Annotated in this window: 13 protein-coding genes; 4 read left to right on the top strand and 9 right to left on the bottom strand. The window is 70.7% G+C overall.

Features of this window, described 5'->3' with window-relative positions; translation table 11 throughout:
• Positions 1–78 precede the first annotated feature (78 nt).
• The gene (locus AB0B91_RS20850; RefSeq protein WP_358321771.1) at positions 79–1,032 is read right to left on the bottom strand and encodes an alpha/beta hydrolase; all 954 of its coding nucleotides are present in this window, start codon (positions 1,030–1,032) and stop codon (positions 79–81) included.
• Positions 1,033–1,105: 73 nt separating this feature from the next.
• Positions 1,106–1,741 (bottom strand): hypothetical protein, encoded by a 636-nt coding sequence (locus AB0B91_RS20845; RefSeq protein WP_358321768.1) that lies wholly within the window; start codon positions 1,739–1,741, stop codon positions 1,106–1,108.
• A gap of 251 nt (positions 1,742–1,992) precedes the next feature.
• Between AB0B91_RS20845 and AB0B91_RS20840 the strand changes: the two genes are divergently transcribed.
• The gene (locus AB0B91_RS20840) at positions 1,993–2,862 is read left to right on the top strand and encodes an MEDS domain-containing protein (RefSeq protein ID WP_358321765.1); all 870 of its coding nucleotides are present in this window, start codon (positions 1,993–1,995) and stop codon (positions 2,860–2,862) included.
• Positions 2,852–3,628 carry an STAS domain-containing protein gene (locus tag AB0B91_RS20835; RefSeq protein ID WP_358321762.1) on the top strand — a complete coding sequence of 259 codons (777 nt, stop codon included), beginning with the start codon at positions 2,852–2,854 and terminating at the stop codon, positions 3,626–3,628. The genes AB0B91_RS20840 and AB0B91_RS20835 overlap by 11 nt, the downstream gene beginning before the upstream one ends.
• Positions 3,629–3,633: 5 nt before the next feature.
• Here the strand turns inward: AB0B91_RS20835 and AB0B91_RS20830 are convergent, their stop codons facing one another.
• From AB0B91_RS20830 to AB0B91_RS20805, 6 genes are all read right to left on the bottom strand, one after another.
• Complete coding sequence (locus tag AB0B91_RS20830) at positions 3,634–4,542, bottom strand: LLM class F420-dependent oxidoreductase (RefSeq protein WP_358321759.1); 909 nt, start codon at positions 4,540–4,542, stop codon at positions 3,634–3,636.
• Positions 4,543–4,652: 110 nt separating this feature from the next.
• Positions 4,653–5,603, bottom strand: a complete 951-nt coding sequence (locus AB0B91_RS20825) for a catechol 2,3-dioxygenase (RefSeq protein WP_358321756.1) — start codon at positions 5,601–5,603, stop codon at positions 4,653–4,655.
• 11 nt (positions 5,604–5,614) lie between these two features.
• Positions 5,615–6,697 carry a 4-oxalomesaconate tautomerase gene (locus AB0B91_RS20820; RefSeq protein WP_358321754.1) on the bottom strand — a complete coding sequence of 361 codons (1,083 nt, stop codon included), beginning with the start codon at positions 6,695–6,697 and terminating at the stop codon, positions 5,615–5,617.
• Positions 6,698–6,731: 34 nt separating this feature from the next.
• On the bottom strand, positions 6,732–7,442 hold the full coding sequence (locus AB0B91_RS20815; protein WP_358321751.1) for a 4-carboxy-4-hydroxy-2-oxoadipate aldolase/oxaloacetate decarboxylase: 711 nt from the start codon (positions 7,440–7,442) through the stop codon (positions 6,732–6,734).
• Positions 7,439–8,191 (bottom strand): PIG-L deacetylase family protein, encoded by a 753-nt coding sequence (locus tag AB0B91_RS20810; protein ID WP_358321748.1) that lies wholly within the window; start codon positions 8,189–8,191, stop codon positions 7,439–7,441. The genes AB0B91_RS20815 and AB0B91_RS20810 overlap by 4 nt, the downstream gene beginning before the upstream one ends.
• A gap of 57 nt (positions 8,192–8,248) precedes the next feature.
• Positions 8,249–8,899, bottom strand: coding sequence for a GntR family transcriptional regulator (locus tag AB0B91_RS20805; protein ID WP_358321745.1), 651 nt, complete (start codon positions 8,897–8,899; stop codon positions 8,249–8,251).
• A gap of 193 nt (positions 8,900–9,092) precedes the next feature.
• Here AB0B91_RS20805 and AB0B91_RS20800 point away from each other — a divergent pair, with 193 nt between their 5' ends.
• Positions 9,093–10,442 (top strand): aromatic acid/H+ symport family MFS transporter, encoded by a 1,350-nt coding sequence (locus tag AB0B91_RS20800; protein ID WP_358321743.1) that lies wholly within the window; start codon positions 9,093–9,095, stop codon positions 10,440–10,442.
• Between the two features lie 44 nt (positions 10,443–10,486).
• On the opposite strand, the gene AB0B91_RS20795 is transcribed toward AB0B91_RS20800, so the two are convergent.
• The gene (locus AB0B91_RS20795; RefSeq protein ID WP_358321740.1) at positions 10,487–11,233 is read right to left on the bottom strand and encodes a pectate lyase; all 747 of its coding nucleotides are present in this window, start codon (positions 11,231–11,233) and stop codon (positions 10,487–10,489) included.
• Here AB0B91_RS20795 and AB0B91_RS20790 point away from each other — a divergent pair.
• On the top strand, positions 11,232–11,450 hold the full coding sequence (locus tag AB0B91_RS20790; protein ID WP_358321738.1) for a hypothetical protein: 219 nt from the start codon (positions 11,232–11,234) through the stop codon (positions 11,448–11,450). The two genes, AB0B91_RS20795 and AB0B91_RS20790, sit on opposite strands and share 2 nt — an antisense overlap.
• The last annotated feature ends 18 nt before the right edge of the window (positions 11,451–11,468 follow it).

Here is an 11,468-nt window from a genome sequence, read left to right as displayed (position 1 = left end):
GTCGTAGATCGTCACTCAGGGTGCTCCGGATCGGAGTGGCGCGAGCTCACCGGACGAACTCCGACAGCTCGATCTCCGTCATGGTCGGGGCCGTGCGGACGTGGCGGCGGCGGGACCGTTCGCCGGTCGATGATCGAGCAGGTGGCGGCGCAGGAAGGACAGCTCGGCGTCGACGGCCTGCTCGTGCCCGTCCAGGAAGGGCTCGTAGTGGCCACCGGGCATCCGGACGAGCTCGCCGCGGGGCGCTCGACGCGCCGCCGCGGCGGCGGGCTCGGCAAGGGCGCTCTGATCCTGGTCACACACGAGGACCAGCAGCGGACTCCGGGTCCGGGAGGCGAAGCGGCCGGGCCGGTACAAGGCGATACCCAGCATGGAGCGGGTGGCGATCGCCTGCCGCCAGCCGGGATACCTGTTGCCCGGGTTGAGGGCCCGGTCGCCGTCGACGGAGTCCGGCGTGGTGAGGAGCGCCAGGGTCCCCGGCCGGCCGGCGAGCGGCACCAGCAGGGGCGGGCGGCCGAGCAAAGCGCCCATGGCGTCGAGGAGGCTCAGGGCGGTGAGGCGCAGCAGCGTGAGCGGCCTCTGGTGGCGCCCCGCGCCGCGCGCGGCGGCGGGCCCGTCGGCGTTCGGCGTCTGGGCGATCGCCGCCGCCAGGTGCGGGTTGCGCGCGGCGACGCGGAAGACGTGACCGCCGGACAGGGAGAAGCCCCAGATCGCGAGCCTGGCCGGGTCGACTCCCGGCAGGGTCGCGGCGAAGGCGATCGCGGCCTGCCAGTCGGCGAGTTGCCGGCCGACGGACACGATCTGGCGCGGCCGCCCGCCACTCTCTCCGAGGTGCCGGTAGTCGAAGGCGAGGACCGTGTAGCCGGCTTCGTGGAATCGCCTGGCGAACGGGTCGGTGCCCGGCTCCTTGGTCACCCCGCCGCCACCGGCCATGATCACGCAGGCGCCGTTGACGCCCGGATAGTGCCAGGCGACGCACTCGGTGCCGCCGCTGGTGAAGCGGACCTTCTCCCGCTCCGTGGACATGCGCATGCCGACCTCCAGGTGGTTGACGTCCCTCTTCGAGCAAAGTGAACCACCTGGTTCGCAAATTGTCCACGCGCGGCTATGCGCCGGCAGCCTCCTCCCGATCCAGCGCGCGGATCAGGGCCTCCAGCCCCGCGGAGATCCCCGAGGTGTCCCCGCTGGTCGACCACTCCACCAGGAAGCCCCGGAGCGTCGCGAGGATCATCTCGGCGATCTCGATCTTGCGCTGTTCCGGCCAGCCCGCCGGGCAGATGGACACCAGGGTGGGCAGGTACTGCCGTGAGGCCTCCCTGCCGAGCCAGCCATAGCGGCCGGGGTCGTACATCGCCAGGCCGATGGCCTGATCGAGGACTCGCAGTCCCGACTCCGCCGTCATGAGGATGGGCCACACGGTACGCACCCAAGTCCCCAGCGTCTGGCGGCCGGGTTCGCGGGTGGTGGCGGCCAGCGCGTTGCCGATGCGTCTTTCGCGCAGCTTGATGATCGCCTGTCTGAGCAGGTCGTCGGCTCCGTCGAAGTGGTAGAGCAGGACCTTGTGCGTGGTCCCGGCCGCCCGCGCGGCACGCCGCAGCGAGAAGTCCACGAGCCCGTTGATCGCCAGGTCATCGGTGATGCGGTCCAGGAGTTCCCGGCGCCTGGCCTCGCCCCGCGGCGACCCCGCCGACCGCCGGTAGGCCGCCTGCCCCCTTGAGCCGTCGCCGGCGGAAGTGTTCACAGCGCCCCCTTGGGTCGCCCGTTCTCACACAGTGAATGCACGGGCCGACATTAACCCGCCGGCCGCTTCGGCATGGACGGCCTGGCTGAGCTGCGGCGTCGTATCACGTGTGGCTCGGTGTCCCTTGGGCAGATGGCACACCTGTAGGGCGGGTCACGGGGTCGGGATGCCCCGCGGCCTGTTGATCACTACTCTAAGTTCCGCAGCGATGCGGGCTCCGGGAGGTGGCCGCGATCGGGAAGGTGGCATGGGTGACGGTCGGAGCTGAAACGCAGATCACGGATCTGACGATCAACGATCATGCCTGCCTGACGTTCGGCGAGCACGAGGAGCTGCTCGACCTCACCACGGCCTTCGTACGGGATGGGCTGGCCGAGGGTCAGCGCGTCGTCTGGCTGACAGAGGAGCCGGCGCGCGGCCTGGCGGAGCTGGGACGGCGGGGCGTGGTCGCGCAGGAGGCCACGACGGCCGGGCGCATGAAGGTCATGGCCTGCCAGGACGGGCTGCTGGACGGGCAGGCGTTCACGGTGGAGCACGCCACGCGGTGGTTGCACGGTCAGATAGCGCGTACGGCGCGCGAAGGCTATCCGGGACTGCGCGTGGCGCTCGACATGAGTTGGGCATTACAGCCCGTGAGCGGCATCGAGCAGTTGCCGGCCTTCGAGGAGGAGATCGCGGCCACGCTGTCGGGTGGCAGCGCCGCGGTCCTGTGCCAGTACGACCGCGAACGCTTCGACCCGGTCACGCTCGCCTCGGTCTCCGGCTATCACACCCGCACGGTCGCCGCGGCCACCTACCATCACGACGCGCTGCTGCGTATCTGCCGCCAGTACGCGCCGCCGGGAATCCGGCTGGCCGGGCAGATCGATCGGTCGGCCGAAGGCGCGCTCAGGCTGGCCTTGAGCGAAAGCATCCGGGTTGACGGCGACATCACCGTTAACATGACGGAATTGTCGTTCATTGACCTGTATTGCGCTCGTATGATCATAGATGCCGCCCGTAGCCTGCCCACACCTCGCAGAGCCGTACTCCGCTGCAGCCCTGCGACCCACACGCGATTCCTCCTGCTCGGTGCTTCCGCGATGCCGGGGATCAGCTTGGTGACCGCTCATGATGGCTAGCCGTCCGCCGTCGTCGTCCGGCGGGCTGGACGGTCAGCGGGACATGAAGCGGCCTGTTGAGCCGGCGACCCTCCTGGAGCAGCCCTTCGACCGCGAGTCGATGTACGCGCTGCGCGCGACGCTGGAGGCGCACGCGATCCGGGCCGGCCTGCCCGAGGGCCGGAGCGCGGACCTGGTGCTCATCGGGCACGAGCTGGCCAGCAACGTCATCCTGTACGGCTCCGGCAGGGGATGGGTGCGCCTGAGTGTCGTGGACGACATGCTGCGCTGCGAGGTCATCGACGGCGACGCCACGTCCCCGGAGCGAGAGACTCCCGGATGGCCGTACGAGTTCGGGCACGGGCTGTGGATGGCCCGCTGCCTGAGCGACCTCCACGCCGTGACCCGCGGCCCGGACGGCACCGTCGTCACCGCCGGCTTCACCCTTCCCCATCCCGTCCATACGGACTTCCAGCTGACCCGGCACGACCACGACGGCCGCACCACCCTGAGCCTGGCGGGGAACCTCGACCAGCGGACCGCCTCCGACGTCATCGCCGCCGTCCAGACCCTGATCTCGACCACGACCTCCCTCCGGCTCGTCCTGGACCTGAGCGGCATGACGTTCTGGGACTCCACCGGCATCACCGCCCTGGTCACCTCGCAGGCGAACGTCGCCGCCACGCCGGGCGCGACCATGATCCTGGCTGGGCTCTCCACCGACTACAAGGGACGTCTCGACTCCCTCAGCTTCGTCCCGTTCACCTACGAGAACCCTGGCGACTAGCGAGATCAGGTCGAGGTCAGATCGCTCCGGGCCAGGACGCGCAGGTGCTCCAGCAGGTCGCCGGCGGTCTCGGCGAGCGGCTGGACGCAGACGTGGTCCGCGCCGGCGTCGAGGTGAGCCCGTACCCGGCCGATGATCGTCTCCGGGTCGCCCCACGCCACGATGGCGTCGACCAGCGCGTCGCTGCCCCCGTTGGCGAGATCCTTGTCATCCCAGCCCAGCTCGCGCAGGTTGTTCGTGTAGTTCGGCAGGGCGAGGTAGAGGGACATGAAACGACGGGCGGTCCGCCGCGCCCGGTCCGGGTCGGTGTCGAGCACGACCGTCTGTTCCGGGGCCAGCACGGGATCGGGGCCGAGGACCGCGCGGGCGCGCGCGGTGTGCTCGGGGGTGACGAAATAGGGGTGCGCGCCCTGGGTACGCGTCGCGGCCAGGTCCAGCATCTTGCCGCGAAGGGCGCCCAGCAGCCGCGGGACCGGGGCCGGCCGCGGGCCGTCGTACTCCGTCGCGTCCATGGCGTCGAGGTAGGCACGCATCGCTGACACGGGCTTGCGGTAATCATGGCCTCTCGACGACACCAAGGGCGCGTGGCTCACGCCCAGGCCGAGCACGAAGCGGCCGTCGAACGCCTCCCCGAGAGCGTTGGCCCCGTTCGAGGCGGCGGTGGCGTCGCGGACCCAGATGTTGGCGATGCCGGTGGCGATCAGCATCCGTTGCGTCGCGCCGAGCAGGATCGCCGAATGGGCCAGCGCTTCCTTGCCCTTCGGGCTCTCGCCCACCCACAGCGTCCCGAAGCCCAGGCTCTCCAGCTCGGCGGCCGCTTCCCGCTCGAACGACGCCGGCTCGCCGCCCAGCGTGCTGTTCCAGACCCCTACTCGGCCCATGCGCCGCTTCAGCGCCGCGACATCGATCGTCATCTCGGGCATCACACCTCCACCATGCGTTCACTCGCGCATCTCACGATACGTAGCGCATCACCGGGGCCGGTTAATGCCCGATTCACGGGTTGACTTGATCTCGCGGCACCTCAGCCGAGCGGAGGGGTGCCGTGTGTGTGGAAGGACTCGATGGTCTTCAGTCCCCAGGCCTGTCCCTTGGCGCGTTCCTCCTCCGTCCAGGTGATCAGCGGCCAGTCGGGGGCGAGCACCAGGCGGGTGAGCGGGTTGCACAGCTCGATGCGGTTGCCGCCGGGCTCGTAGACGTACAGGAAGAACGTCTGCTGGATCGCGTGCTTGTGCGGTCCGGTCTCGATGTGGACGCCGTTGTCGAGGCACAGGTCGGCGGCGCGGAGGATGTCCTCGCGACTGTCGGTGGCGAACGCGATGTGGTGCAGGCGTCCCCGCGTGCCCGACCGGTCCTCGGTGTAGACGACGTCGTACGACTTGTTGGTGAAGGTCAGCCACTGCGCGCTGACCTTGCCGGAGTTGAGCACGATCTGCTCGGTGGGTCTGGCCCCGAGCAGCCGGTGCGTGAAGTCGGCGTTGGGGGCGACCTCGGCGGCCAGGAAGTTGACGTGGTCGAGCCGCCGTACGCCGACGCCCTGGCCGGGCTTGGCCTGCGGCTGGTTCTTCAGCCCGGGGCGCAGCTCGGGCGGCGCCTGATACCACTCGCTCTCCCAGTAGAGGGCGATCTCGTGCCCGTCGGGGTCGCGGGTGACGTACAGGGGGCCGATCCCGGGCTCGTCGTCCACCCACGCGCCGGTCAGGCCGGCGTTCTCCAGAGCCTTGACCCGCGCGTTCAGCGCCTCCTCGCTCGACGTCCGCAGCGCCGTGCGGCCGATGCCGGACGTGTCGTGAGCGATGAGCGTGAGGCTGTGGTGTTCGTAGTCGTCCCAGGTGCGCAGATAGACCGAGTCGCCCGAGCGCCCGCTCTCGGTCATGCCGAGCATCTGCGTGAAGAACCACAGGCTGCGGTCGGGGTCGGGGGTGAGGAGCTGGACATGGCCGAGATGGGCGATGTCCCCCAGCGGCGGGGCCATGAGGAGCCTTTCTAGGTGTCGGACGGGCGCGGGTGGACCGTGCCGTCGAAGATCTTGCGGGCGGTGCGGACGACGGCCGTACGGGCCGCGTGAAGGGAGCCGGACGGCCCCTCCGCGACGGCGGTCTCGACGTCGAGGAACCCCGTCGGATGCTCGACGCGCAGCCGCTCCCCGGCGCCGGGGAGCACGGCGAGGTCGCGGCCGGTGCCGCCGGGGACGAGCAGGCCGGCGGCGACGCTCGCCGCGCCCAGCACGCCGATGGAGGTGTGGCAGCGGATCGGGATGAACGTACGCGTGCAGACGGCGCCACCGTCACGGGGCGGCGCGAGCAGGGACAGTTTGGGCACGGTCGTGTCCCGGACGTCGCCGAGACCCATCAGCTTGCCCGCCGCGAGGCGTATCTCGCCCAGCCGGGCGGCGAGCGCGGTGTCGCCCTCCAGCTCGGCCGGGCTCTCGTACCCCGTGACGCCGAGGTCGGCCGCCCGGATGAGGACCACCGGCATGCCGTTGTCCACGCACGTCACCTCGACGCCGGCCACGTCGTCGCGGGCGTTTCCGGTCGGCAGCAGCGGCTGCCGGTCCGCGCCGCCGGGGAACTCGATCACGATGGCGGCGGCGGTCCCCGGCACGCCGGAGATCTCCGTCGAACCGTCGTAGCTCACCACCCGGCCGGGGCTCGGGAAGGTCGCCGTGGCCAGTTCGCCGGTGTTGAGCATCCGGATCCGCACGGTGGTCTCGCCGTCGGCGGCCGGGACCAGTCCGCGTTCGACGGCGAACGGGCCCACTCCGGCGAGGAGGTTGCCGCAGTTCTGCCGGTCGGTGACCTCGGCGGTCTCGACGCCCGTCTGCAGGAAGAGGTAGTCGACGTCCGCGGCGTCGTCGCCGGAGCAGGAGACGACGGCCACCTTGCTGGTCAGCGGGTGCGCGCCGCCCAGGCCGTCGATCTGGCGCGGATCGGGGCTGCCCATGACGCGCAGCAGCAGGTCGTCGCGTGCCGCCCGGTCGGCCGGCAGGTCCTCGGCGAGGAAATAAGCCCCCTTGGAGGTGCCGCCGCGCATCAGCATGCAGCGCACGCCGCGCTCACCGGAGCTCACGTCGCGGTCCTCTCGCGGTCGCGCTTCTCGGTCGTCACGTCGTCGTCCCCTCGCGGTCGTACTCCTCCGCCGTCACGTAGCGCACGCCCAGGCGGGCCAGCGTCTCGCGCAGGCCGTATCGGTCGAGGCCGAGCTCGCCGGCGGCGAACGCCGCTCGGGCGGCCTCCTCCTTGGCCGCCCTGGCCTCGGCCGCCTTCACGGCCGTGGCGACGAGGTCACGCGGGACGCACATCACCCCGTCGTCGTCGGCGAGCACCGCGTCGCCGGGCCTGATCACCTGCCCGCCGACCACCACCGGCACGTTGACCGAGCCCGCGGTCGCCTTGACCGTGCCCTGCGCGCAGACGGCCGCCGACCAGACGGGGAACCCCATCGCACGCAGCTCCGCGGTGTCCCGCACGCCGGCGTCGATCACCAGCCCGCGCACGCCGCGCCGCCCCAGCGCCGTGGCGAACAGCTCCCCGAACATCCCGTCCGTGGACGGCGAGGTGGTGGTGACGACCAGCACGTCCCCCTCACGGCACTGCTCGACCGCCGCGTGGATCATCAGGTTGTCACCGGGCCAGCACAGGACGGTGACCGCGGTGCCGCCGACGCGCACGCCCTGCTGGATGGGCCGCAGCCCGGGACCGAGACTTCCCGCCCGGCCCAGGGCCTCGTGCACGGTGGCCACCCCGAACCCCGCCAGCGCGGCCACCTCGGCGGCATCGGCCCTGGGCGGGCCGGTGACGATCACTCCGGTCATGCCAGCACCGCCGTCACCTGGGGGTAAGGCCGCATGTACGCCTCGCCGTACGTCGTGTGGGGCAGCCCCAGATTCGGGCCGGCATTGCGCTTGAGCTGCACCCCGCGACGCGTGGCCAGGTCGGTGTAGTAGTCCCACATGTGCCGCTGGGCGGGCAGGCACTCCATCGCCTTGCGCTTGGTGTCGAAGACCTCGGTGATGTCGAGCAGCACCTGCGGGGTGAAGCCGCACATCTCCGGCTGGTGGGGCTCGAAGAAGAACACCGGCGGGGCGCCGAGCGGCTCACCCGATGCCGGGTAGCCGATCGCCTGGGCCAGGACGCGGGCCTGCAGCGCCATCCGGGCGGCCGCCGGGTGGTCGCCGTTGTACGGATCCTCCAGCGGATGCGTGAGCACCACGGTCGGCACCACCTCGCGGTAGACGCCTACGAGCGCGTCCGTGAGCTCCGGCGTCTCCCGCAGCGGGTAGTCACCGGCGTCCAGGAAGCGGATGCCGGCCCCCAGGGTCGCGGCGGCCTGCTCGGCCTCGGCCCGTCGCAGTTGTTTGATCTCGTCGAGGGATCTGCCTTCGCGCCAGGCCTTCGCGGACTCGCCGCGTTCGCCGAAGGACAGGCAGACGATGGTCACCTTCTCGCCCCGCGCGGCGGCCAGGGCGATCGCCCCGCCCGCGCGCCAGACGAAGTCGCCGGCGTGCGCGCTGATGACCAGGGTGGACTGCGCGGGAGCTGCCGGCTTCCCGTCGTCGGTCATTGTCGTTCTCCTCGGTGTGTGGGGGTCGCGGCGGCGGTCGGTGGCTGGCGGACGGCGTCATTCGCGCAGGGCTGCGATGACGCTGGCCAGGTGGGCGTGCGCGGCCACCTGGGCCGCCTCCGGGTCGTGGGCACGGATCGCCTCGATCAGCGCCAGGTGCTCGTTGAGTGACTTCTGCGGACGCCCGGGGCGCAGGGCGAGCTGGAAGCGGTGCCGGACCAGCTGGGCGTTGAGCCGTCGCAACAACTCGACCGCGACCTGCTGCCCGGAGATGTCGCGGATGTAGGCGTGCAGCTCGTGGTTGAGCGCCGAGTACGTCAGCGGCTCGCCGGCGGCGACCGCCTTGACCATCGCCTGGCCCAGGGCGGCGAGCTCGGACAGCTGCTCGTCGGTGGCCCGCACCGCCGCCTTGGCCGCGCACAGCCCTTCGAGGACCATCCGGCACTCGGTGATGGCGACCGCCTCCTCGACGGAGACGACCCGCACCCGGGCGCCCCGGTTGTGAATGCGCTCCACCAGCCCCTCGGCGGTCAGGTCGATCAGCGCCGCCCGGATGCTCCCTCGGGTCACCCCGAACCGCTCCGCGAGCTCGCCCTCGACCAGGCGCTGGGCGGGCGCCATCTCGCCCCGCGTGATGGCTTCACGCAGGCCGGTGAGTGCGTGCTGTTTCGCCTGTTCACCGCTGATCGGGCCGTCTTCGTACGGCATCGGCCGCCCTTCCTCTGTACGTGCGTGTCGAGGCTAAATCTAGGGCAACAAAAATGTCAACAATCGTGTTCGCCATATTGCCAACAGGATTATGGCAAGTTACGGTCGGCGGCACCGGGCCGGCCCGCACCCACCGCCGCCCCACCTGATCGCGATTCCAGCCCCCCAGGAAACCCCTCCGAGAGGAATCAGGATGTCCTCCACCCCACCCGCCGTCGCCTCGGGACGGCCCACCAGGCTCGTCGTCCTGGTGATCGCCTTGTGTTGGATGGTCGTGCTCTTCGACGGGCTCGACATGTTCATGTACGGAGCCGTACTGCCGAAGATGCTCGACGACCCCACCCTGGGCCTGACCGCCGCGAAGGGCGGCGAGATCGGCAGCTACGCCACCTTCGGCATGCTCATCGGGGCGCTCGCCGCGGGCACCGTCACCGACTGGGCGGGCCGTAAGAAGGTCATCGCCGGCTGCTGCGCGCTGTTCTCGATCGCCTCGGCCGTGTGCGCCGCCGCGCCGTCGCTCGGCGTGTTCGGCTTCGGCCGCCTCCTGGCCGGTCTCGGTCTCGGCGGCCTGCTGCCCATCGCGATCGCCATGGTCGTCGAGTACGCCCCGCGCGGCCGCGGCAACCTCATGATCGGCATGCTCATGACCGCCCACCACGCGGGCGGCATCCTCGCCTCAGCGCTGAGCCTGTGGCTGGTGGCGCCCTTCGGCTGGCGCTCGCTGTACTGGGTGGGGGTCGTGCCGCTGATCATCGCGGTGCCGCTCGTCGCGCGGTTCCTCCCTGAGTCGCTGGGCTTCCTGGTGACCCGTGGCCGCCGCGACGAAGCAGAGGCGCTCGCCCGCAGGCACGGCGTCGATCTGGCCGAGTTCCCCGCCACTCAGGACGCCTCGGCCGCCCGCGCCGACCGCTGGGCCGGCCTGCGCGGCCTGTTCCAGAACTCCCTGTGGCTGCCCACCCTGCTGTTCTGGCTCGCCTCCTTCGGCGGCCTGCTGCTGGTCTACGGCGTGAACACCTGGCTGCCGACCATGATGCGCGCCAACGGCTACGAACTCGGCTCCGCACTGGGCTTCCTGCTCGTCATCAACCTGGGCGGCATCGTGGGCATGCTCGTCGCGGGGCGGATCGCCGACCGCTTCGGCGCCACCCGCGTCTCCGCGCTGTGGTTCGCGCTCACCGCCGTCGGCACCTTCCTGCTGGGCATCCGCATGCCTCTGCCGATCACCTACATCGTCGTCTTCCTCACCGGTGTGTGGTTGTTCAGCGCCCAGACGATGGTGTACGCGGCGGTCGCCGGGCGCTTCCCCACCGAGAGCCGGGCCACCGCCCTGGGCTGGACCGCCGGCATGGGCCGTTTCGGCGCGGTCTTCGGCCCCTGGCTGGGCGGCGTCCTGCTGGCCAACCACGCGCAGAGCTGGGGCTTCACCGTGTTCGCCATCACCGCGGTCTTCGGCTCGGTCATGATCACGCTGAGCGGCCGCGGCGCCAAGCCTTCCGCGCCGGCCACCCCGTCCGTCCCTTCCGGGCGGCCCGTGGTCACCTGACGCGGCGGCGGGCGCGGCTTCGGGGAGCCGCGCCCGCCGGTGGGTCACCGGTAGGTGATGTCCGAGGCGGCGTAGAAGCAGTTGACGCCGTCGGCGCCGCTGCCGATCTTGGTGGGTTCGCCGCTGGTCACGCCCTTGTACTTCTCGCAGATCACGATCTTCTTGCCGGAGTCGCCGACGATCGTGATGCCGGAGAACCTGGCGGTGTCGCCGTAGTTGGTGTTGATGCCGGCCAGCGTCTTGCCCGGGTACGTGGCGGTGACGTTGGAGATCACGACGTGCCGCGCGTACTGGCTGGAGCAGTTTCCGCAGGAACGGTAGAGCTTGCCGAAAGTCTCCACCTGGAAGTTCCTGATGTACATGGTGCCGGGGCCGTTGTGCTGGAAGACCTTGTCGCTGGCCGCCCTGGCTCCGCCGCCGTCGATCGTCATCGTCTGGGACGACGAGGTTCCCTTGAAGGTGGCGGCGTCCTCGCCGACGTCCTCCCACCAGACGTTCTGGAGCGTGCAGGTGCCCGTGCAGTGGATGCCGTCGGCCGCCGGGGCGCCGATGATGACGTTCTTCAGCACCGCGCCGTTGGCCAGCTTGAAGATCGGGCTCTGTCCCTCTTCCTGCCCGCCGCTGCCCAGGGGCCCGGTGCCGTAGTAGCGGACCATGTTGCCGTCGCGCGTGCCCGACACGCTGATCGTCGCGCTGACCGGCTGCTGGCCGCTCGGCGTCGGCCAGGTGGCGGCGGATGCCACCGGCCCGCTTCCGACGGTGCAGGCCAGGGCCAGTGCTGCTGCTGTCATGGCCAGGATCGTGCTTCTCACCGTTGCCTCCCTGCGGATGCTCGTCCACATGACCGTCAATCTAGGAAAGCGCTTTCCGGTGGTCAATGTGGACCTTGGAGCCGGCCTTCGGCAAGAAGGCGTCGTGGCTGGCCAGGGCATGACAGAGCCCTTTGCCCAAAGTGAAACTTTCAGGTCCGAGGGCTTCCGTGTGCGTCAAGTGGCCACTGCCGAATGAATAAGCGTAAGGTTCCGC

The sequence above is a fragment of the Nonomuraea sp. NPDC049141 genome (assembly GCF_040648415.1).
Taxonomy (GTDB): Bacteria; Actinomycetota; Actinomycetes; order Streptosporangiales; family Streptosporangiaceae; genus Nonomuraea.
This window is presented reverse-complemented; position numbering and strand designations above follow the sequence as displayed.